General features: G+C 68.6%; 15 protein-coding genes. 9 read left to right on the forward strand and 6 right to left on the reverse strand.

What is annotated here, in order from left to right:
- Window positions 1-189 precede the first annotated feature (189 nt).
- Both GQ464_RS06025 and GQ464_RS06030 read left to right on the forward strand, forming a co-directional pair.
- Window positions 190-1353 carry a mechanosensitive ion channel family protein gene (locus GQ464_RS06025; RefSeq protein WP_166977990.1) on the forward strand — a complete coding sequence of 388 codons (1164 nt, stop codon included), beginning with the start codon at window positions 190-192 and terminating at the stop codon, window positions 1351-1353.
- Window positions 1350-4748: a hypothetical protein gene (locus GQ464_RS06030; protein WP_166977992.1), complete on the forward strand. Its 3399-nt coding sequence runs from the start codon at window positions 1350-1352 to the stop codon at window positions 4746-4748. The genes GQ464_RS06025 and GQ464_RS06030 overlap by 4 nt, the downstream gene beginning before the upstream one ends.
- A gap of 102 nt (window positions 4749-4850) precedes the next feature.
- On the opposite strand, the gene GQ464_RS06035 is transcribed toward GQ464_RS06030, so the two are convergent.
- Both GQ464_RS06035 and GQ464_RS06040 read right to left on the reverse strand, forming a co-directional pair.
- Entirely contained in the window at window positions 4851-5690 is an 840-nt protein-coding gene (locus GQ464_RS06035) for a sigma-70 family RNA polymerase sigma factor (protein WP_166977993.1), read from the reverse strand.
- Between the two features lie 179 nt (window positions 5691-5869).
- Complete coding sequence (locus GQ464_RS06040) at window positions 5870-7432, reverse strand: GH3 family acyl-acid amido synthetase (RefSeq protein ID WP_166977995.1); 1563 nt, start codon at window positions 7430-7432, stop codon at window positions 5870-5872.
- A 207-nt stretch (window positions 7433-7639) separates the two neighbouring features.
- Between GQ464_RS06040 and folP the strand changes: the two genes are divergently transcribed.
- The 4 genes from folP to GQ464_RS06060 all read left to right on the forward strand — a co-directional run bounded on the left by folP (window position 7640) and on the right by GQ464_RS06060 (window position 10787).
- The gene (gene folP / locus GQ464_RS06045) at window positions 7640-8596 is read left to right on the forward strand and encodes a dihydropteroate synthase (protein WP_166977997.1); all 957 of its coding nucleotides are present in this window, start codon (window positions 7640-7642) and stop codon (window positions 8594-8596) included.
- A 126-nt stretch (window positions 8597-8722) separates the two neighbouring features.
- A complete protein-coding gene (gene cdaA, locus GQ464_RS06050; RefSeq protein WP_166978014.1) occupies window positions 8723-9517 on the forward strand; it encodes a diadenylate cyclase CdaA in 795 nt (264 codons plus the stop codon).
- 37 nt (window positions 9518-9554) lie between these two features.
- The gene (locus GQ464_RS06055) at window positions 9555-10229 is read left to right on the forward strand and encodes a protein-L-isoaspartate(D-aspartate) O-methyltransferase (protein ID WP_166977999.1); all 675 of its coding nucleotides are present in this window, start codon (window positions 9555-9557) and stop codon (window positions 10227-10229) included.
- A 54-nt stretch (window positions 10230-10283) separates the two neighbouring features.
- Window positions 10284-10787 carry a DUF1852 domain-containing protein gene (locus tag GQ464_RS06060; protein ID WP_166978001.1) on the forward strand — a complete coding sequence of 168 codons (504 nt, stop codon included), beginning with the start codon at window positions 10284-10286 and terminating at the stop codon, window positions 10785-10787.
- An 18-nt stretch (window positions 10788-10805) separates the two neighbouring features.
- On the opposite strand, the gene GQ464_RS06065 is transcribed toward GQ464_RS06060, so the two are convergent.
- Entirely contained in the window at window positions 10806-12167 is a 1362-nt protein-coding gene (locus GQ464_RS06065) for an amylo-alpha-1,6-glucosidase (protein WP_166978003.1), read from the reverse strand.
- Window positions 12168-12393: 226 nt separating this feature from the next.
- Between GQ464_RS06065 and GQ464_RS06070 the strand changes: the two genes are divergently transcribed.
- The 3 genes from GQ464_RS06070 (at window position 12394) to GQ464_RS06080 (ending at window position 16951) form a co-directional block, all read left to right on the forward strand.
- On the forward strand, window positions 12394-13512 hold the full coding sequence (locus GQ464_RS06070) for an ISAs1 family transposase (RefSeq protein ID WP_166982023.1): 1119 nt from the start codon (window positions 12394-12396) through the stop codon (window positions 13510-13512).
- A gap of 184 nt (window positions 13513-13696) precedes the next feature.
- Window positions 13697-15550, forward strand: a complete 1854-nt coding sequence (locus tag GQ464_RS06075; protein WP_166980865.1) for a fibronectin type III domain-containing protein — start codon at window positions 13697-13699, stop codon at window positions 15548-15550.
- Window positions 15551-15580: 30 nt separating this feature from the next.
- Entirely contained in the window at window positions 15581-16951 is a 1371-nt protein-coding gene (locus GQ464_RS06080; RefSeq protein ID WP_166980863.1) for an FG-GAP repeat domain-containing protein, read from the forward strand.
- Between the two features lie 31 nt (window positions 16952-16982).
- Here the strand turns inward: GQ464_RS06080 and GQ464_RS06085 are convergent, their stop codons facing one another.
- From GQ464_RS06085 to GQ464_RS06095, 3 genes are all read right to left on the reverse strand, one after another.
- Window positions 16983-17873: a hypothetical protein gene (locus tag GQ464_RS06085; RefSeq protein ID WP_228350657.1), complete on the reverse strand. Its 891-nt coding sequence runs from the start codon at window positions 17871-17873 to the stop codon at window positions 16983-16985.
- On the reverse strand, window positions 17873-20152 hold the full coding sequence (locus GQ464_RS06090; protein WP_166980859.1) for a TonB-dependent receptor: 2280 nt from the start codon (window positions 20150-20152) through the stop codon (window positions 17873-17875). The genes GQ464_RS06085 and GQ464_RS06090 overlap by 1 nt, the downstream gene beginning before the upstream one ends.
- Window positions 20153-20301: 149 nt before the next feature.
- Window positions 20302-21357 (reverse strand): DMT family transporter, encoded by a 1056-nt coding sequence (locus GQ464_RS06095; RefSeq protein ID WP_166980856.1) that lies wholly within the window; start codon window positions 21355-21357, stop codon window positions 20302-20304.
- Window positions 21358-21620 lie beyond the last annotated feature (263 nt).

Here is a 21620-nt window from a genome sequence, read left to right on the forward strand (position 1 = left end):
ACCGGGCATGACCGGCACAACCGGCCCGGCCGGATCGCGTTCCCCCGCCGAACGCGGCGGGGGCCTTCATCCGCCCCGGCCCGAAGCGCGAGACGATCCCTGCGGCCTGCATACCTGCCCCCGCCGTGCGTATCTTATGCACGTTGAACCCGCTCCCCCTCACATCCGGCGCCCGGGCGCCCCTTCCCCATGTCTCGCCTGTTCCCCGGTCTGGCCGTGGCCCTGCTGGTGCTGGCTGCCTGCCAGCGGCCGGAGCCGGCCGCTCCGGAGACCCGCACCGACACGACCACCGTTTCTCCGGACACGACCCGCACCGCCCGGGTCGACACGGCCACGGTGGCCCCGGCCGACACGCTGGTCACCCGGCTCCCCGGGCCGATCTCCCCGGAAACGCTCGACAGCCTCCGCCGGGAGATCGAAGCCCTGCGCACCCTCCTGGCCGACCGGGAACGCCCGGCCCGGCCGGACACCACCCCCCGGGCCGCCACCGCCGACACCCTCTCGGTCGGGACCCGCCTGCGCACGACCGCCGAAGGACTCGAATACATCGGCCTGCGCGTCACCTTCGCCCTGCTCGTGCTCGTGGTGACCTTCTTCGCCATCAAGGGGCTCGTATGGCTCTTCGACACGCTGGCCGAGCGGAGTGCCACCCGCCGCCTCCTCTTCAAGAAGCTCATCCCGATCACCCGGCTCCTCATCTGGACCCTCACCCTCTACTACATCATCGCCGTCGTTTTCTCCATCAGCGAGAGCCAGCTCTTCGCGGCTTCGGCCGCCTTCGGCGTGGCCGTCGGTTTTGCCGCCCAGGACGTGCTCAAAAACATTTTCGGAGGCCTCATCATCGTGCTCGACCAGCCCTTCCAGGTCGGGGACAAGATCAGCGTCGGCGGCACCTACGGCGAGGTCGTCTCCATCGGCCTGCGCTCGACGCGCATCGTCACGCTCGACGACAACCTGGTCTCCGTGCCCAACTCGCAGGTCGTCGACGGGCAGGTGGCCAACGCCAACGCCGGCGCGCTCGACTGCCAGGTGGTGACGCACCTGTACCTGCCCGGCTGGGTCGATGTGAAGAAGGCCAAAGAGATCGCTTACCGCGCCGCCGCCACCTCGAAATACGTCTATCTGGACAAGCCCATCGTGGTGATCGTCCGGGACGAGTTCAAGGAGACGTTCCTGACCCACCTCGTCGTCAAGGCCTACGTGATCGACACGCGGTACGAGTCCGCCTTTTCGAGCGACGTGACGGAGCAGGCCAAGACCGAGTTCCTGCGCCACGGCATGCTCGTACCCTTTTACCGCCCGGCCCCGATAGGCGACGGCGGTCCCACCGGCAAAGCCTCCGAAACCCCATGAACGAGCACAGCCCTCCCGTACCCGGGGAGGTCGCCGGCACGGCCGCCTCCGACCGCCTGCTGCCGGTAGCCCCCGCCGACCCGTCCCGGCTCGCAGCCGCCGAGACGGCACGGCGCCACCTCGAGGCGCTCGAACGGGCTGCGCGGCAACAGCGGCAAGAAGCATACGACGCCATCGAGCGGGACCTGCTGGCACCGCTTCGGAAGAGCGTTCGCCGGGTGGCCAACCGGCATGCCCGCCTGACGGCAGAAGCCGGCCTCAACGACGGAGCAGACGCCCCGCCGGGCGACGTCTGGGACCGGTTGCTGGCCTACCGGGCGGCGACGGGACGGGAGGTGCTGCAGGCGCTCCAGCACAGCCTCACGACGCTGGCCCCCGGCGAGCGGATCGGCGCGGCGTTCCTGAACCTGCTCGAAGCGCTGCCCGGCCTGGCCGCCGACGTACCCGCCCTGGTGACCCTGCCCGAACCGCCCGACCTGCACGCGCCCGATCCCCGGGACACGCCGGCCGTCCGGCTCAAGAAGAGGATCCTGCGCGGGCGGGACGCCCTGCGACGGCTCGGGCTCCGGGCCGGCAACGGGATCCGGCGGCTGCTGCGACGTCCCCTGCACCCGCTACCCGCCCGGGACCGGCAGGTACCGCTGGCGGCCCTGTGCGAATACCACCTGCGGGTTCGCCTCGCCGGGCTGTACCTGCCCGCGCACGAACACCTGCAACAGCACGTCGCCCGGCAGGTGGCCCGGCTGGAGGCGGCCGTCGCGGCATGGACCGATACCCTCCTGGAGATCGAGGCGCTGCGGGGCGCGTCCCTGCCGGGGGATCCCTCCGGCCATCCGGCCCGCCCCCGATGGCCCGACTGGGCCCTTCCCGCTCCCCCGCCCGCACCGGACCGGCACCCGGACGAAGCGGCCCACCACCGGGCGCTGCGGCTCGCCCGTGAGGCGGCCGCCACCCTGCAGGATGGCCTGCAGGCCCTGGCCGGGGCCGAACCCCCGGCATCGCCGTTCGACGAGGCGGAACTCCAGGCGGCCGGCTCGCTGCTGGCCCGGGACGTCCGCTACGCCGGCACGATGCTGCTCGACCCCGGGCAACGCCGCCTGCCGGAACCCGCCGGCCGCCCGGACGCCCGGCTCCGGGACCGGCAACGACGGTGGGCCGCCTGGCACACGCAGGCCCGCAACCGAATCGAGGCCGGGCAGCACCTGGTCGCCCTGTACCACGTGCTGCTGCACGCGGAAACCGGCCTCCTACAGGAGACGGCACAGGCCACCCTGGTTCCGGTCTTCGAACGGTTCACCTCCATGTTCGAGCGCCTACGCGCGGCGATCGCCCAGGTCGAAGCGCTGCCTGCCGGGGCCGGTGGCGAGCCGGCCCGCCTGGCCGAGGCGCTGCGCACCCTGCAGGAAGCAACGCTGGCCGACCTGCAGGCGTCGCTGGCCGACCTGCCCGGCGTCGTCGCTTCCGACCAGGCGCTTCTGGAGCCGGGAGCCCGCATATGGAAAGAGCTCCTGGCCCATCTCGACACGCTTCCCGAGGAGCTGGAGGTGCACCCGCTGCCGGCGCCCGACCACCGGGAAGACCCGCCGGTTCAGCCCGGGCAACGCACCTTCCGGATCAACCTGCGCGAGCTCGCCGGCCAGGCGCTTCCGGCACCTTATCCGGAACGCCTGCACGCGGCCGCCGAGCCGCTGCGGCAGAAGCTCGTCCGGACCTGGCGTGACGTCGAGGGGGTGCTGCACATCGTGCAGTACAACCTGGAGGCCGCCCTGGATGAACTCGACGCGCAGCCCGGAGAGAAGACCGACGCCGACGACCGGCCGCATGACCCGGTGGCGACCGCATGCGACCTGGCCGCCGGAGGACTCCGCCGTGCCGCCAACACCCTCGCCGCCCTGGTTTCCGACCTGAGAGAACCGTGGCAGGCCTACGAACAAGAGGTCTTCCGCACCTTTGCCCGGGACCGGGACCTCCTGCTGCGCCAGGTGCGTGCCGCCGGGGCTCCGGAAGCACCGTGGGTCGAACTGCTGGCCCGGCTACGGCGTGGCGGGGGCTACCTGTACCGGCGGACGCGAACGGCCGCCGGGCAGCTTGCCGAACGTACCCGGCTGCTGTTCCGGCTGGGCCGGCGGCACGCCCGGGAACTCCGGCAACAGGCCCAGACGGTCGTGGGCATCGCCACGGCCGACGCCGAAGCCCAGGCCCGCACGCTGGACGCCCTCACCCACCTGGCCCCCCTCCAGGAACGCCTCCCGCTCATCTACCGCAAGCTCTTCGCCCTCGCCCCGCTGGCGGAACCCTTCCTGCTCGAAAACCGCACACACGACCTCGAAGCCGCCCGTCGCCACTTCGAGCGCTGGCGACAGGGCCGCCAGGGCGAACCGCTGATCGTCGTGGCGCCGCCAGGGGCCGGCCGCACCAGCTTCCTGAACGTCCTGCCACACACGGTCCTGCAACCGGCCGACGTCCGGCCGCTTGCGCTCGAGCGGCGCCTGACGGATCCCGCAGCGCTGGCGCAGTGCCTGGCCGGCGTCCTCGAACTCGACCTCGACGCGCCCCCCTCACTCGAGGCCCTGGAAGCCGCCCTGCTGGCCCGCACCCGCACCGACCCGCCGGTGGCCTGTCTGATCGACAACCTCGAGCACCTGATGCTCCGCACCCTCAACGGCACCGACCTGCTCGAACGCCTGCTCATCCTGTTCGCACGTACCGACGGCCGGATCTACTGGGTCGCCACCATCAACGCCCATGCATGGCACTACCTGGGCAAGGTAATCCCTTCCACCACCGGCCTGGCCTCGGTGCGCGCGCTGACCCCGTTCGACCGGGACACCCTCGAAACCCTCATCCTGAGCCGGCATCGCCGCAGCGGCATGCCCCTGCGCTTCATCGCCCCGGAGGCCCACCCCAGGCGCACGCTCCCGCGTCTCCTGCGCCGTTCCCGAACGGACGAGGAACAGCAGGCCGCGCTGCGCCGCCAGTACTTCGACCGGCTCCACCGCTCCAGCGGGCAGAACCTCCGGCTGGCACTCTTCTACTGGCTCCGCTCCGCCGACTTTGAGGCCGACGGCGACACCCTCACGATCCGCCCCCTCGAACCCCTCGACTTCGGCTTCCTGAACACCTATGACCTGGGCCGGGCCTTCAGCCTGAACGCTTTCCTGCTGCACGGCACCCTCACCCTCGACGAGCACAACCGCATCTTCCGCCTGTCGGAAGAAGAGGGCATCCTCATCCTGGAGTCCCTGCTCAACCAGCGGGTCATCGAACCGGTGCCCGCCGGCCGGCAGGACGGCGTCGATGCCAGTCGTATCCACCCCGCCCTCCGGTATCGCCTCCACCCCCTCCTGCTCCACCCCGTCACCGAATCCCTGCGGGCCCGGCGCATCGTGTACTGAAGGGGCGGAACGAAAAAGGACGCCCCGGATGTGGGGCGTCCTTCGCGGCCCCTGCCGGCCGCAGGATGTTTCCGAAAGGTACACAAAAACGAGCCGCGAGGGTCAACCGATGTGCATCTGGAGTTCCTCGCGGCGGTGCTTCTGGCGGAGCTTGCGCAGGGCTTTCTCTTTGATCTGCCGCACGCGCTCGCGCGTGAGGCCGAAACGCTGGCCGATCTCCTCGAGCGTGAGCGGGTGCTCGCGGCCGATGCCGAAGTAGAGGCGGGTGATTTCGGCCTCGCGCGGGTGGAGCATGCTCAGGGCGCGCTCGATGTCGATCTTGAGCGATTCGTCCATGAGCGTCTCGTCGGGCGAAGCGTCCTCGTCGTCCGGCAGCACGTCGAGCAGGCTGTTGTCGTCCTCCTCGTTGAAGGGCGCGTCCATCGAGAGATGGCGGCCGGTGTGCTGCATGGCCTCCCGGATCTTCTCCACGTCCACATCGAGTTCCTCGGCCAGCTCCTCGATGTTGGGCTGGCGCTCGTGGACCTGGGCCAGCTTGGCGCTGGTCTTGCGGATCTTGGAGATCGTGCCGATGCGGTTCAGCGGCAGGCGGACGACGCGGCTCTGCTCGGCCAGGGCCTGCAGGATGGCCTGCCGGATCCACCAGACGGCGTAGGAGATGAACTTGAAGCCACGCGTCTCGTCGAAGCGCTGGGCCGCTTTGATCAGGCCGTAGTTGCCCTCATTGATCAGGTCGGCGAGGGTCAACCCCTGGCCCTGATACTTCTTTGCGACGGAAACCACGAAGCGCAGGTTGGCCCGGGTCAGCTTGTGCAGGGCCTCCTGGTCGCCCTGCTTGATCCGACGCGCCAGTTCTACTTCCTCATCAGGGGTCAGCAGGGGTATCTGACCGATCTCCTGGAGATACTGATCCAGCATGCGTTGCTGGCGGGGGACGTACATAGACCTTCAGCGGTTTGGTTGTTTGTAGCAGTCCTGTCTCGAGGCGCTCCTCGCTGGTTTCAACTCCTGACGCAGCCGGCGGATGAGCCTCGCGCTAAGCCCCGGCGTGCCGGCAAGCGGCGTCGATGCACGCCTTTTTTCAGCGCGTTGTTCCCGCCAATTCGATATTTCAAGCAAGCTTATGTGGATCCCGGGGGTTTGTTTCCGACGAGTGCAAGAACGCCGTCGGCCACGGTGCGTTCCTCGCTCATGCGCGGCACCTTCGTCTGTGCCCCCACGCGGGGCCGGCTTGCCTTCAGCCAGGCATGGAACGTACCCGGTGGGACGGGGACGACCTCGGGCGGGTCGAAGGCGTTCGGTTCACGACGGATCTGGTAGTGCCGGTTGACCCGTTGCAGGTAGGCATCCAGGGTTCCGGCGAAGCGGGTCAGGTCGTCGGGCGGCACATCGAACTCGACGAGCCACTGATGGGCCGGCAGCCGGTCGACGGTCGCCGGGCGGGGGGCCACGTGAAACTCGCGCACCCGGGCCCCGGTGCGGGCACAGGCGGCTTCGAGAGCGGCACGGGCCTCCTCCCCGAAGACGGCCTCGCCGTAGGTGTCCAGCATTTCGCTGGTGCGACCCGCCACCACGATCCGGGGCGGGTCGGTGGCGGTGAAGCGAACCACGTCGCCGACGCCATAGGCCCACAGCCCGCTGCACGTGGTCACGTACATGCGGTAGCGAACGCCCGGCTCCACGCCGGCGACGGTGTACCGGCGCGGCGCCTCCGGCGACGGGTCGTCCATCCGGACGAACTCGTAGAAGACGCCGTTGTCCAGGTGCAGGAGCAGGTCGTCGCCGTGCAGGTCGTACTGAAAGGCGAAGAAGCCCTCGGAGGCCCCGTAGTGTTCCCAGAAGTGCACCTGCGGCCGGCCGATCCGGGCTTCGAGCAGGCTGCGGTAGGAGCGCAGGGCCACCCCGCCGGAGAAGTACACCTGGAGGTTCGGCCACACTTCGCCGACGGTCGTCGCCTGCCGGCCGTGCAGGGCGTTGTACCGGGCCAGGAGGCGGCTGAACAGCACCGGCGCCCACGAGGGCACCATCGCAATGGCCCGCACGTCCATCCGCACGGTACGTTCGACGATGGCGTCGAGCTTCTTCTCCCACGCCGGCAGAAAGAGGACCTCGTTCGGCACGGCCTGATAGCGGTAGCGAACGAAGGCGGGGGCGAACTCGGCCTGCAGGCCGCTGACCTCGCCCACGAGGGTGCCGGGATACTCCGGATCGGCCTCGATGCGCCCCGGCACGCTCAGCAGCCGCCCGCCGAGCAGCCGGGCGTTACCGCTCTCGGCCAGGTAGCGGAACGCGGAGGCCAGGCTGAAGCGCCGGTTCAGCCGGAGCATTTCCTCGCTGACGGGGATGATCTTACCCGAGGAAGCCGTACCGCTGGAGACGGCAAAGTGCCGGAAGGTGCCGGGCCAGAGCACGTCCGGAACGCCGCGCCGCACCCGTTCGACGTCGTCCCGGATGGCCTCGTAGCCGTGAAGCGGCACGCGCTGCTGATAGGCCGCCACCACATCCGGTGCCCGGGCCAGCTCCTCGAAGCCGAAGCGTCGCCCCCATTCGGTCCGGGCCGCCCGCCGGAGCAGCCGCCGCAGGAGCGCTTCCTGCACCGCCATCGGCGCCGCGACGAACCGCTCCACCGTACGGAGCGGCCCGACCGGCAAAGCCCGCAGCACAGCGGCCAGCACCCTGCTCATACCCGCCTGGAACAAGTTGAAACGAGAGACCGGAGGCGCCCCACCGGCGCGGCGCCCCGGCGTTGAAAACGTGCGCTGGTCGCGCCGGGGACGGCAAACCCGGTCTCTTATCGCCGCGGTGGGGCGGCGGGTTCCCTGCCCGCCGGTGTGTGAACCGGAACGTTCCGGCCGGAGAACGTTCAAACGAACGAAAAAGACGTTCTTCCCATGCTCTCCACTCCGGTCGTTCCGCCACACCTTACCCCGGAGGCGTTTCCTGCGGAGCGTTTCGTGCTCGACTGCCGGGGGCACCGGCTCGACTGCCGCCCCGGCCTGCCGCAGGGCGCCCACGTAATGGGCATCCTCAACGTGACCCCCGACTCCTTCTACGACGGCGGCCGGTACACGACCGTCGAGGCGGCCGTGCGCCGGGCCACGGAGATGGTTTCGGAAGGCGCCGCCGTCATCGACGTGGGCGGCGCGTCCTCGCGGCCGCGGGGCACCGTCTACGGCGAAGGCGCCCGCCCGCTCTCGCCGGAAGAGGAGATCGACCGGGTTCGCCCCGTGATCGAAGCCCTCGCGGAACATCTGCCCGGCGTGCCGATCTCGATCGACACGTATCATCCCGAAGTCGCACGGGCCGCGCTCGAGGCCGGAGCCAGCCTGGTGAACGACATCACGGGACTGCGCCTGTTTCCCGAGACGGCCGCGGTGGCGGCGGCCTTTGGCGCCCCGCTCATCGTGATGCACTCGCTGGGCCGGCCCGGTGCGATGCCGCACGCCCACACCTATACCGACGTCGTGGCCGACGTCGCCGGCGTGCTGCGCGCCGCCGTCGAACGGGCCGAGGCCGCCGGCGTGCGGCACGTGGTCGTCGACCCCGGCTTCGGGTTCGGCAAGACGCCCGAGGAAAACCTCCGGCTCCTGGAAGCCACGGACCGGCTGCTGGCGCTGGAACGTCCCGTGCTCGTGGGCGTCTCGCGCAAGAGCACCATCGGGGCGGTGCTGGGCACGAAGACGGATCCGGTGCCGCCTTCGGAACGCCTCTTCGGCTCCCTCGGAGCGACGGCCGTGGCCGTGCTGCGCGGTGCCACCCTCGTCCGCACCCACGACGTCCGCCCCACGGTCGAGTTGCTCCGGGGGCTGGCGGCGGCCGCCGGCTGGCGGGCGGTGGCGGACGGCTGAGCGGGACACCGCCACGGCCGTGCGCCCCCCCGACGTGAGGAGGCCGCTCAAAATCCGCATGCGGCCGTCCCAAATCGGGCACAGGTGCCTTATCTTGCGCCGGACTGCCGCCCTACCCGCATCGCCGTGACGATCATCCCCTGGGTCATACCGATACGGCTTGTCGACCTGCTGGAGATCGGCCTGGTGGCCTATCTCCTGTACAAGCTGTACCTGCTGATGCGCGGCACGATTGCCGTGCAGATCTTCTTCGGGATCCTGGCGCTCTACCTGATCCAGGTGCTGGTGACGGCGGCGAACATGACCATCCTGCGGGCCCTTTTCAACTCGATCAGCGATGTCTTCGTACTGGCCCTCATCATCCTGTTCCAGCCCGAGATCCGGCGGGTGTTGCTGCTGCTCGGCCAGAACCCGCTCATTCGGCGCTTCGTGCGCTCGCCGGCCCAGGAGGCGATGATCGGGGAGGTGGTGGCCGCCGTGGCCGAGATGAGCAAGCGCCGCATCGGGGCCCTCATTGCGTTCGAGCGAACGACGGGCCTGCGCAATTACATCGAGACCGGGGCGGAACTGCAGGCCAAGGTGACCAAGGACCTGCTGATCACCCTCTTCTTCAACCAGAACCCGCTGCACGACGGGGCTGTCATCATCCGCAGCCAGCGCATCGAGGCCGCCCGGTGCATCCTGCCGGTTTCGACGAGCATGTCCCTGAGCCCCCACCTGGGCCTGCGGCACCGTGCCGCTGTGGGACTGACCGAGCAAACGGATGCGTTCGTGGTGGTCGTCTCCGAGGAGACGGGACACATCTCGGTCGCCCGGAACGGTGAGCTGATCCAGAACATCACGGTTAACGAGTTGCGTTCGTATCTTACCGAGGCGCTCTCACCGCAGTCGGCGGCCGAGACCGAACCGGCCGAGGTCTGAGGTCGCCCGTTTTCCTCCGTGCCTGCCCGAAATGCCGATGGACCCTTCTTCCTCCCGCACCGACGACTGGCAGTTCCGGCGCCGCCGCAGCCGGCTCGTCGAATCGCTGCGCCGCAAGGGGATCGTCGACGAGCGCGTCCTGGCGGCCATCGAGCGGGTGCCGCGTCATGTGTTCGTCGACCCGGCCCTGCTCAGCCGCGCCTACCACGACGAGGCGCTCCCCATCGGCCTGAACCAGACCATCTCGCAGCCTTTCACCGTCGCCTACCAGACGATGCTGCTGGACGTGCGCCCGGGCGACCGGGTCCTCGAGATCGGCACGGGCAGCGGCTACCAGGCCGCCATCCTGTGCGAGCTCGGCGCGGAGGTCTACTCTGTCGAGCGGCTCAAGCCGCTGCTCGAGCGGGCCCGGCACCTGCTCAAACGCCTCGGCTACCGCGTCACGACCCGGCACGGAGACGGCTCCTGCGGCTGGGCCGCCTTTGCCCCTTACGACGGCATCATCGTCACCGCCGGGGCCCGCGAAGTGCCCGAGGTGCTGCTCCAGCAACTCCGCCTGCCGGACGAACACCACCGCGGCGGTCGCCTCGTCATCCCCATCGGCGATGCCGAAAGCCAGACGATGAACCTCATCATCCGGCGCGGCGAAGACGATTTCGAACGGCATGAGATGGACGGCTTCCGCTTCGTCCCCCTCATCCGCGAAGAATAGAGACCGCACAAACCGATCCTGCCCGATCCTTCAACCAACACGAACAGCAAGACCATGCCGCCCTCCCCCGGACACCTGGCAGCCCAGTACGCCCGGGACTGCGCCACCAACCGGAACAGCACCGGCTACCTGAACCTGTCCGCGCAAATGTGCTGGGACGCCGTCGTGCTGTGTGCCCACGCCTCCGGTGCCATCGACCGGAAAACCTACCAGCGTCTCCAGAACATCACGGCCACGAACTTCTCCAGCTTCGTTCGGATGATCGACCCGATCGTCGGCGATGCCGCGGCCATGCGTCGCATCCCCCAGGGCAGCTTCCTGGGCTTCATCGAGCACAAAAACAACATACCCACCCTGATCCACGCCATGATCGCCGTCGGGCACGGGCTTGCGGCCGGCAACAAGAACGCGTGCATCGGGATCGGCAACCCGGTGGGGTGGGAAATCCTCGATCTGGCCGGCCGGTTGAACTGGGTGCCCGGAACCAACTGTTTCAACGCGGCCCCGCCGGGCCAGCCGGGGCAGCGGCTGGTGCAGATCCGTTATCGAACCCTCTGACGGGGCTCCGGACTTCGACTATCCCTGTTCCTCCTGGAGCATTACCAGCGCGAGCGCCGCGCTCCAGGAGAAACCCGTGGCGCCGCAGCCGGTGCCGTCGCGCGGGTCGTAGTACTCGACGAAGCCGGACCGTTGCATCAGCTCCAGGCTATGCTGCCGGATGGTCTCGGCCAGCTCGTCGTACCCGTAGCGCCGGAGCCCTTCCATCACCATCCAGTTGACGATGATCCATACCGGCCCGCGCCAGTAGCGACGGGGTTCGTAGAAGAAATTGTTCTTGGCCTGGGTCGGCACGAAGTAGCGCGTGGGACCCGGCTCGCCCGGGGCGTATTCCTCCGGGTTCAGCAGGTGTTCCTCGACGAGGCGGCGGGCCTGTCGTTCGTTGGAAAGGCCGGCAAAGAGCGGGATGAAGGTGGCACAGCCGTTCTCCTTCAGCAGCCGCCGGCCGCGCACGTCGTAGGCAAAGTAGAGCCCGTGCTCGTCGTCCCAGAGCCGGTGGTTGAAGGCATAGCGGAGCGCGCTCATCCAGTCCTCGATCATGCCGGTGGGCTCGCCGAGCGCCCGCGCCAGGGCCACGAGATCCTGGTGGGCCCGGTAGACGAGCGCATTGAAAAAGGTGTCCTGCACGAGGAACGGAGACCGGGCGTAGATGGTCTCGGGGTCATATCCCCATTGACGGAAACAGTCGATCAGGTAGATGAAGCGCTCGTACTCGGCCCGGATGGGGCGTTCGTCCTCCTTGACGTGCACGAAGTCCCGGCGTTCGTAGGGAGGCACCCGGGTGGGAATGACCCGGATCATCGGCTCGACCCACCGGGCCGCGTTGTCGTTGCCGGACTCCCAGGGATGGATGATGCAGACCAGCCCGGTGTTCTCCGGGTCGCGGGCGGCGTGCAGCCAGCGATGCCACCGCAGCAGGGCCGGGTAGACCTCGCGCACGAAGGCCAGCGAGGCTTCGCAGTCGGCGGCCGTGCCCTGCCGGCACGCGGCCTCATGCATCAGGCGCACACAGGTTGCCAGCAACGGCGGCTGCACGATCCCCGACGTGCTGACCGGCGGCGCGTGCGGGCTCCGCTCGATCTGCCAGAAGTCGGGCGTCGGAAAATAATCCGATTTGCCGTTGTGATACACCACGTGAGGCAGCATGCCGTCCTTCCACTGGCCTTTCAGGAGCGAACGTACCTCCTTCTCCGCACGTGCCCGGTCGAAGGTGCTCAGCCCGAGGGCCACCAGCGCCGCGTCCCAGTTCCACTGATGCGGGTACTGGTACGTACCCGGCTTGACAAACAACCCGACGTCGTTGGTGCGCAGCACGGCGCGGGCGCGCTCGACCAGTTCGGTTACCTTGATCGTCTCATCGGAAGCGGCGCGAGAAGACATGGTTCCGGAAATGCGGCTTTCTTGGTGCTTCGGTGTGTTGGAAGAAAGTACAGCAAAACGCCGTGTTTTTCTAAAAGAACAGGACCCCGCGAGATCCGTGCCATACCGGCCGGAGCCTGATGCGTGCAACAGGGCGAGCGCATTCTAAAATAGGCTAGTGTTAATGGCCTGGGATGTCGTAAGCTGTGCCGGTTCGTCAGCCGTTCCAGTTTGCTCCCCTCCGTTCATGTCTGAGACCTGCTTTATTCGCTATTTTGACCACCTTGAGGACCCCCGACGCGATCAGGGCAAACGCCACCGGCTCGAGCACGTGCTCGTGATCGCCCTCTGTGCCGTTGTTGCCGGTGCTGAGGGCTGGGATGACATCGCCACGTTCGCCCAGGCCAAAGTCTCCTGGCTGACCCAACGGCTCGACCTCAAACATGGCACGCCCTCGGGCGACACCTTCCGCCGCGTCCTGGCCGCCATCTGCCCGGAGGCCTTCGCCCGCGGCTTCGTACGCTGGGTGGAGGCGCTGGCCCAACAGACGGCCGGCGAGGTCATTGCCATCGATGGCAAGACGCTGCGCCGCAGTTACGACAAAGACGACCCGAAGGCCGCCCTGCACATGATCTCGGCCTGGGCGTGTGAGCAGCATCTGGTGCTGGCGCAAGAGAAGGTCTCGGCCAAGAGCAATGAGATTACCGCGATTCCGGCGCTTCTGGAGGTGTTGGACCTCGAAGGCTGCATTGTGACGCTCGATGCGATGGGCACGCAGACCGAGATTGCCGAAGCGATCTGCGCGCAGGGGGCGGACTACGTGTTGGCCCTGAAGGGCAACCAGGGCCTGCTCCACCGTGAGGTGCGGGCCTACTTCGAGCAGGGGCGCACGCGGCACTGGCGGGCGATGCCGGTCGCCTACGCGGAGCGCTGTGACCTGGGGCACGGGCGCAAGGAAGTGCGTCGGCTGTGGATCTCGACCGATGTGGCCTGGGTGCCCAAGGCCGAGGCGTGGCGTGACCTGAACAGCCTCGTGATGGTCGAACACGAGCGCCACACGCAGCAGGGCGTGAGTCTGGAGCGCCGCTTCTACATCAGCAGCCTCGCGACCACAGCGGAGCAGATGCTGGATATCATCCGGAGTCACTGGGGCATTGAGAATCAGCTGCACTGGGTGCTCGATGTGGTGTTTCGGGAGGATGAGAGCCGTATTCGGCGCGATCACGGGGGGCAGAACATGGCGGTGGTGCGGCAGCTAGCGCTCAACCTGTTGCGCAAGGACGAAACGAAGCGGTTGAGTCTGCGCATGAAGCGAAAACGGGCCGGTTGGGACGATGCCTTCCTGGCGCAGATCGTCGGAATTTAGAATGCGCTCGCCCTGATGCGTGCAATCCGAGGCCTGTTTCTTTCAGAAAATTCCTTTCTTTTTGCCTTTCGACAAAGCGAACCGGTTTCTATCTAGCACCTTCAGATCGTGACCGGAGGCGGTCGCCCGTTCCCCGGGTGCCCCGTCCGGCCCTTCCTGCCTCCATCCTGCACCGGCCTCCTCCGTGAAAGCACCGCGTCACGACCGGTACACCGGTTTTCTGCTGCTCCTGGCCCTGGGCACCGGCCTTGCCACGGCACAGCCCGTCATCCAGCCGTTCACCTTCGACCTCGTCCGCCACACCCTTCCCCACGTCGAGCAGGGCTTTCTCAGCTGGGGCGACTACGACAACGACGGCGACCTCGACGTGGTCGTCACGGGCCGGGGGGCGGCCGGGCTGCACGCGGCGCTCTACCGCAACGACGGCAAGTCGGACGACGAGACGGTGCGCTTTACCGACGCCGGAGCCGGCCTGCCGCCGGTGCTCTACAGCCGCTCGGCCTGGTTCGACCTCGACGGCGACGGCGACCTCGACCTGGTGCTTTCCGGGAGCCGAACCGAAACCCCGCCGTTCATTCCCGTCACCCTCCTGTACCGAAACGACGACGGCCGCCTCGTCCCCCTCGAGGCCGGCCTGGAACCCCTGCACAGCGGCGCGGTGGCCCCGGCCGACTATGACAACGACGGGGACACCGACCTGCTCCTGGCCGGGATCGATGCGGCGGGCCGCTACCGGGGCCTCCTCTACCGCAACGACGGCGGCACCCTGACCCTGGCCCGGGACGACCTGCGCGGCGGAACGTTCGGAGCCGCCGCCTGGGGGGACTACGACGACGACGGCGACCTCGACCTGGCCCTCTCCGGCGCCTCGGAAACCGACGGCTTTGCCACCCTGCTCTACCGCAACGACGCAGGAACGCTCACACCACAGGCCACGGCCCTCGAACCCGTGGCCTTCGGTTCCCTTGCCTGGGGGGACTACGACGACGACGGCGACCTCGACCTGGCCCTCTCCGGCGGCCGGCTCTCCCTCCGCTTCTTCGAAGGCACCACCCGGCTCTACCGCAACGACGGCGGCACGCTGCAGGCCACCGACGACGACCTCCCGGGGATCCTCGCCGGTCACCTCGCCTGGGGGGACTACGACGACGACGGCGACCTCGACCTGGCCCTCTCCGGCGCCTTCGAAGCCGGCGGCCGGCGTACCGCCCGGCTGCTCCGCAACGATGGAGCCGGCGGCTTCGTGACCGCCACCTTCTTCATCGGCGCCATCTTCGCCGCCACCGACTGGGGGGACTACGACGGCGACGGCGACCTCGACCTGCTCGCCTCCGGGCTGAGCACCGCCGGCCTCCCCTTCACCAACCTGTACGAAAACCAGCGGCAGGTCATCCCGCCTCCGCCCCCGCCCCCGGCCGCCCTGCAGGCTACGGTCGAGGGCCACACCGTCCACCTGCAATGGGATCCACCGGCTTCAGGCCGCAACCTCACCTACAACCTGCGCGTCGGGCGGGCACCCGGCGGCCACGACGTCCTGCCGGTCCCGGCCGACCCCGCCACCGGCCACCTGCGCCTGCCCCGTCCCGGCAACGTCGCGCACCACACCACCTGGACGCTCCGCAACCTGCCCGGCGGCACCTATTACTGGAGCGTTCAGGCCCTGGACCCGGCCCTGCGCGCCTCGGCCTTCGCCACGGAGGGCACCTTCACCGTCGAAGCCGCCACCGGAGTGACCACCGCCCCCTCCGACCGGCTTCCGGACCGCCCCCGCCTTCATCCGGCCCATCCCAACCCGTTCCGCACGACCACCACCTTCCGCTTGGAGCTGCCGCACCCGCAGCCGGTCACCCTGCACGTGTACAACGTGCTCGGCGCCCGCGTGGCGACCCTGCACGACGGCCCGGCCGAGGCCGGCACCCATACCCTCCGATGGGACGGGCGCGACGCAACCGGCCGGCCGCTCGGCGCCGGGCTGTACGTCTACGAACTGCACACCGGCGACCGGCTCTTCACCGGTAAGGTCATCCTGCTACCCTGAGCCCGCCCCCTCCCGGCCACCGCTTTGCCCATGATACCGTTCCGTCCCTTTCCCTCCCGCCTCGTCCCCGCTGCCCTGGGAATCGTGGCCGCGCTGGCGCTGCTGGCCACGGCCCCCGGCCACCGCGCCGCCCCCCCACGCCCCTGGCTCATCCCCTATCCCGTCAAGGCCGTCAGCCTCGGCTCCCTCGACTGGGGCGACCTCGACGGCGACGGCGACCTGGACCTGCTCCTGACCGGTCAGACCGTCTTCGGCACCGGCGCCACCGCCACGCTCGGAGCCACCACCCGCGTCTACCGAACCGACGACTCCACCTTCAACATCCAGCGCGGCGAGGCCATCTTCACCGTCTCGACCAAGGTGCTGCGCGACGTCAACCTCAACAACACCCTCGTCCCACCGGTGCGCCAGGGCAGCGCCCGCTGGTGCGACTACGACCAGGACGGCAAGCTCGACATCCTCCTGACCGGCATCAGCGAACGCATCACCGCCTCCGGCAAGGAAAACATCCCCATCGCCCACCTCTACCGGAACGTCGACGGTCGCTTCGGCACGCAGGTCCAGATCCTGGAACCGGGCGTCTACGACGGCGAGGCCACCTGCGCCGACGTCGACGGCGACGGCGACCCCGACCTGCTCCTCAGCGGCGCCACCCGCCTCGAACCGCCCCTGGAACCCGTCACCCTCCTGTTCCGGAACGAGGGAGGAGCGTTCACACGCATCGAAACGGGCCTGCCCGGCCTCCGGCACAGCGCCGCCGCCTGGGGCGACCTCGACGGCGACGGCGACCTGGACCTGGCCCTCTCCGGCGCACGCGCAAACGGGCAATTCATGGCCGCCGTCTACCGTAACGACGCGGGCACCTTCACGCGGCTACCGGCCGACCTGCCTCCCGTCGCCTTCGGCTCCCTCGAATGGGGGGACTACGACAACGACGGCGACCCCGACCTGCTCCTCAGCGGCGGCATGCTGGACCCGGAGCTGCTCCGCGGCGTCACCCGCGTCTACCGCAACGACGGCCCGGGCCTCCTCACGGACATCCAGGCCGGCCTGAAAGGCTGGCTGGCCGGCAAAGCCCGCTGGGGCGACATCGACAACGACGGCGACCTCGACCTGCTCGCCATCGGCCTCGACCGGGCACTCGGCATCCCGGCCCTCCACCTCTTCGAAAACACCGGCAACCGCTTCACCGAGGCCGAGATCCTGCGCGGCTTCAGCGGCCTCGCCTTCGGTGACGCCCGCCTCGCCGACTACAACGGCGACGGCGACCTGGACCTGCTCCTGACCGGCCGGCAAAGCAGCGACATGGACCTCACCCTGCGCTTCTTCATGAACCGGCTCATCCCGGAATGCACCGACCCGGCCTGGGTCCCCACCGGGGAAGCCCTGACCTGCCTCTGACGCGCCTCCCGGAGGATGAGCCCCCGTCCCCTCAGAAACGCTTGCCCGGATAGGCATACCCCAGCGCCGTCACGACCGGTTCCGGCAACGTCCACTCGGCCGTGAACTGGTTGACCGCCCCCAGAAAACCGAACCCGTTCTCGACGTTGGAGAACGTACCGGGCTGCACGAGCAGTTCGGGATCGAAGACGCCGCCGGGTGGACGCCAGCGATCATCCGACATCGTCAGGCGCATCCCCACCCCCAGCAGCGTCAGCGGTTCGCCCAGCTGCGCCAGAACGGCCCTGCGGTCTTCGGCCAGGGCCACGTTCACCTGCCAGCCCCCCTCCACCCTCCGGCCATAACGCTCCTCGCCATAGACCACCACCACCTCGCGAAAGGGCTCGGTCGGCGGAAAGCTGGCAAACCGGTACCACACCTCGACGCGAAACGGCGGAAAGTCGATCCCTTCCCAGAGGACCGTCTGCTCCGGCCTCGACAGCCCGGCCGGCGGTGCGACGCGCACGTTCGTCGCCGGCGGCACGGTGGTCTCCGCCGTCGTCGTGGCCCCGTCGGCGCGCCGCACCTCGAAGCGATAGGTCCAGGACGGAAAGACCTGCATCGGCGCGTAGAAGACATGACCGAAGGAGCCGTCGGCATACTGGATGACCGAATCCCGCCATACCTGCACCCGCCCGTCCGGCAGGGCCGTGGTGGTCACGTGCACGTCGAGCGGCTCGGGGCCTTCCGGCAGCAGGGTCGTACGCAGGGGAATCACCCGCACGAACTGGGTGTCGGCGGCCGTGTCGAGGAAGCCGAAGAGGGTGAAATACCGGTCCTCTTCCTCGAACGGGTTGACGGTGTCGTCACAGCCCGCCGGCAGCAGCACCAGCAGGAGGAGCGGCCCGAGAAACCGGCGTTGGAAGCACACAGGGCTGTTCATCAATGCACTTCGAGCTTGAGACCGAAGGTGGGCAGCAGGGGCAGCTGATCGACACGGCGCAGCGTGAACAGGTCGAAGTAGAACAGGTTACGCCGGTCGTAGAGGTTGATGACGCCGGCCTGCACGGTCAGGAAGACGTGTGGCTGCAGGCGGAAGGCGCGGTCCAGCGACACGTCGAGCCGGTGGTAAGCCGGCAGGCGTCCCGTGTAGGGGCGCTGGTAGAGAACCCGCTCGGTGCCCGGCACCTCGGTGACGTTGACGAGGCTGTCCAGCAACACGAAACGATCGAAGCCGATGGAGCGGTTGAAGGGCAGGCCGGAGCCGAACTGCCAGCGGGTGTTGAGGGTGAAGCCGGCCAGGGTGAGGCTTGCCGTCAGGTTGACCTGATGCCGGCGGTCATGCGGCGGGTCATAGGAGACGGACGGCTCGCCGGTGAGGAGCTGCAGGGCCGGGATCCGGGTCTCGTAGGTCACTTTCGAATAGCCGTAGCTCGCCATCCCGTAGAAGGGCCCGGTGCCGACTTCGAGGCGCACGTCCCCGCCCAGCGCCGTTCCGCCGGCCTGCTGCAGGTTCGTCGTGAAGCGCGGGAAGGCCGTCCACTCGGGGACCACCAGGTTCGAGAGCCGCTTGTAGAACCCTTCGAGGGAAAAGCCCAGCCACGGGGCGGGCCGGACGTTCCACCCGGCGATGAAGTGCCAGGCTTCCGGCACCAGGCCCAGCGGCGAGGCGGTCCAGACGGTGAACACGTCGCCGGCGTCCCGGCGGTCGGCCAGGCCGGCGATCTCCTGATGGTACAGCCCCACGGCACCGCTGAAGCGGTGCAGGCCCCGGTTCCACACCACCCGCAGGCGCGGTTCGAGGAAGGTGCGGCTCTTGCTCGGAAAAGCGTGCACCCGCAGGGCCGGTTGCACCCGCAGCCCGCTGCCGACCCGGTACTCCGGTTCGAAGTAAAGGCCGGCCTCCGTCACGGACTCGTCCTTCAGGTTCAGGTTCTGAAACTGCCCGTCCAGCCGGCTGCTGAGCGAGAGCGTGCTCAGAAACAGGCCCCAGTTCACATCGAGGTTGCCCGCATAGTGCGTGACGTTCGCCTGAAAGTTGAACCGTCCTACCGAGGTGGTGCGGACCGGGCGGGCTTCGGGGCCGAAATCATTCTCCAGCCGGGAATACGAGGTGACGAACTCGGCAAAGATGGGCAGGTTGGCCGGGAGGAAGATCAGGCGTGCGCCGACGGCATCGTTCGTCCACCCCACCTGATCCTCATCGGCCACGCCGGCCACCGGATCGATCCCGAGGCGTCCCTCGTCGTCCGTATGCAGGCCGGTGACGGACAGCTGGGCCCCCTCGCTCAGGTTCGCGTGGATCTTGGCGAAGAAGTCTCCGAAGCGGAAAGGCAGGGGCCGGTCCACCAGCCGTTCGGCCCCCTGTTCGATGACCGACTGCCTGGCCGAGGCCAGCAGCGAGACACGCCCGGGCCAGAGCGGCCCCTCGAGCCGGGCCGAGCTGACGAACGGCGCCGCCGAGACGGCCGTGGCCCACCGCTGCTTGTTCCCCGTTCTGGCCGAGACGTCGATCACTGACGAGAGCCGCCCCCCGTAGCGCCCGCCATAGCCGCCGGCGTAGACATCCGCCGAGCCGACGATTTCCGAGGGAAAAGCCGAAAAGAAGCCCAGCACGTGAAAGGGCTGGTAGATGAGCATGCCGTCGAGCAGCACCAGGTTCTGGGTGGGCTCTCCCCCCCGGATGAAGAGTTGCCCGCCCTGATCGCCCTGGGAAACGATGCCGGGCAGGGCCGTCAGGTAGTTGACCAGGTCGGCGGAGACGTCGGGGGCCGGGATCACCTCGATGTCCGCCGGTCGGATCGTCTGCAGGCCTGCCGTCACGTTGGCGGCACCCGCCGTCTCGCGCTCGCTCTCGACGACGACCTCGTCGAGCCGGGTCCGGGTTTCCGACATCGCAAAGTTCCGGGTTTGCACCTCGCCGGCCGCCAGCGTGATCGTCTCTTCATAGGGATCGAACCCGATGAAGGTGGCCCGGAGGGTGTACGTGCCCGGCGCCAGGCGCGAGAGGACGTAGAAGCCGTCGTTATCGGTAGCCGTGCCATAACGCGCGTCGCCCGTGCCCGCCAGCACCACGTTGACGCCCGGCAGCGGCTGGCCGTCGGAGGCGTCGGTCACGAACCCGCGCAGGGTGGCGGTCTGGGCCTGCGCCGGAGGCGTTCCCAGCACCCCGAACCCCATGAAGCCGAGGCAGAGGCATACGGCCCTGAAAGGACATCCCATGCGTTCTCCGACCGGATGAAAGACCCCGTGAAAAACCGGCAGGGAGGTTACGACTTTGACCCGACGGATGAAAGGGAAGATTGAGGCAATTCCACGTCCCTTCTCGCCGGCCCGGATGCACCGCCGCGCGTCCGCCGAAGCGGTCCGGGCTAGAGGCCCGAGGTGCCGGCCGGCTCCGCCTCGACGGTGCGCGAGAGGTCCTGCGGGGCGTCGACGACCTGGACCAGGATGGCTCCCCCGACGATCAGCAACCCGGCGACGACCTCGAGCACCGTGGGCACGGTACCGATGGTGAGCCAGGCCAGCAGCAGGGCGGCCAGCGGCACCAGGTTGCCGTAGAGCACCACGCGGGTCGGCCCGAGGCTGTGCAGGGCACGCACCTTCACCCACTGCCCGACGCCCACCCCGATGCCGCCGCCGAGCACGATGGCCACCCACGTCCACGCGCCGAGCGAGAGCCAGGCCTGCCCGGCCAGCGAAGGCGAGGCCACCAGCAGGTAAACCCCCCCTCCGATGGCCGTGCGGGCCGCCACCATGGGCGTGGCCCCGTAGCAGACGGCCAGCGGCTTGATCAGGTGGAGCTCGGCCGCGGCCAGGGTGATGGCGGCCAGCAGCAGGAGGTCGCCGAGCCAGTAGCTGCGCTCCGGCGCCAGCCCGTCGAGCGCCAGCCCCAGCGTGCCGACACCGGCCAGCACCAGCCCCGTCATCCCTGCCCGCCCGATCCGCTCCGTGTTCAGGAAATAGCCCAGGGCAGCGCTCACGGCCGGTCCCAGGGCCAGCCACAACGAAGCACGGGCGCCATGCGTCAACCCCAGTCCTTCGATGCCCAGCCAGGGTGCCAGCGTCGCCCCCAGCACGGACACCCAGAAAAGCCGCGGCCAGTCCTTCCGGGCGACCCGGGGAAAAAGCCGCATCCCGGTACCGTTGCGCCGCGCCCGCACGTAGCCCTGCCCGTAGAGCAGCAGCAACAAGGCCACGGCCCCCATCACGAAACGTGAGACGCTGAACGAGATCGGCGCCATCTCGCGCAGGGCCACCTCCGCCAGCACAAAGTTGCCGCCCCAGATGAAGATGAACAGCAGCAACAGCCCGTGGTGTGAATACACCGTCGAAGCCGCTTCCACGCCCTCCCGCTCCACCTCCGTTCCGATAGCCGGGCTCATCTCCAGCGAATCGGTCTTCCTCTCCCGGGCTTTCTGGGGCATAATGGCTTCGAACGCATCGAACAGGACGGGGCAAGAGAACCCTTCACCGCGCCGGCTTCCACGAAGGCTCGACGCAGTCATTCAGGGCGGGATGCAAAAAGAAAAAGGCTTTTCCATGGATTTGCGATACCCTTGTGCCGCCAAACGGCCTCCGCAGGCCACCAGAACTATGAAGTTTTTGCAAAGGGAAATACCCGCGCGTAATGCAGATGCCCCCCGGGGCACGCAAGAATGAATCCACGTGAGTCCTTCCACCCCGCTCA

Origin of the sequence: Rhodocaloribacter litoris (genome assembly GCF_011682235.2) — a bacterium.
In the GTDB taxonomy this organism is placed as follows: Bacteria; Bacteroidota; Rhodothermia; order Rhodothermales; family ISCAR-4553; genus Rhodocaloribacter; species Rhodocaloribacter litoris.

Coding starts and splice junctions, on each gene's coding strand:
- GQ464_RS06025 (WP_166977990.1), top strand. CDS start 190: ATGTCTCGCCTGTTCCCCGGTCTGGCCGTGGCCCTGCTGGTGCTGGCT.
- GQ464_RS06030 (WP_166977992.1), top strand. CDS start 1,350: ATGAACGAGCACAGCCCTCCCGTACCCGGGGAGGTCGCCGGCACGGCC.
- GQ464_RS06035 (WP_166977993.1), bottom strand. CDS start 5,690: ATGTACGTCCCCCGCCAGCAACGCATGCTGGATCAGTATCTCCAGGAG.
- GQ464_RS06040 (WP_166977995.1), bottom strand. CDS start 7,432: ATGAGCAGGGTGCTGGCCGCTGTGCTGCGGGCTTTGCCGGTCGGGCCG.
- folP (WP_166977997.1), top strand. CDS start 7,640: ATGCTCTCCACTCCGGTCGTTCCGCCACACCTTACCCCGGAGGCGTTT.
- GQ464_RS06055 (WP_166977999.1), top strand. CDS start 9,555: ATGGACCCTTCTTCCTCCCGCACCGACGACTGGCAGTTCCGGCGCCGC.
- GQ464_RS06060 (WP_166978001.1), top strand. CDS start 10,284: ATGCCGCCCTCCCCCGGACACCTGGCAGCCCAGTACGCCCGGGACTGC.
- GQ464_RS06065 (WP_166978003.1), bottom strand. CDS start 12,167: ATGTCTTCTCGCGCCGCTTCCGATGAGACGATCAAGGTAACCGAACTG.
- GQ464_RS06070 (WP_166982023.1), top strand. CDS start 12,394: ATGTCTGAGACCTGCTTTATTCGCTATTTTGACCACCTTGAGGACCCC.
- GQ464_RS06080 (WP_166980863.1), top strand. CDS start 15,581: ATGATACCGTTCCGTCCCTTTCCCTCCCGCCTCGTCCCCGCTGCCCTG.
- GQ464_RS06085 (WP_228350657.1), bottom strand. CDS start 17,873: ATGAACAGCCCTGTGTGCTTCCAACGCCGGTTTCTCGGGCCGCTCCTC.
- GQ464_RS06090 (WP_166980859.1), bottom strand. CDS start 20,152: ATGGGATGTCCTTTCAGGGCCGTATGCCTCTGCCTCGGCTTCATGGGG.
- GQ464_RS06095 (WP_166980856.1), bottom strand. CDS start 21,357: ATGCCCCAGAAAGCCCGGGAGAGGAAGACCGATTCGCTGGAGATGAGC.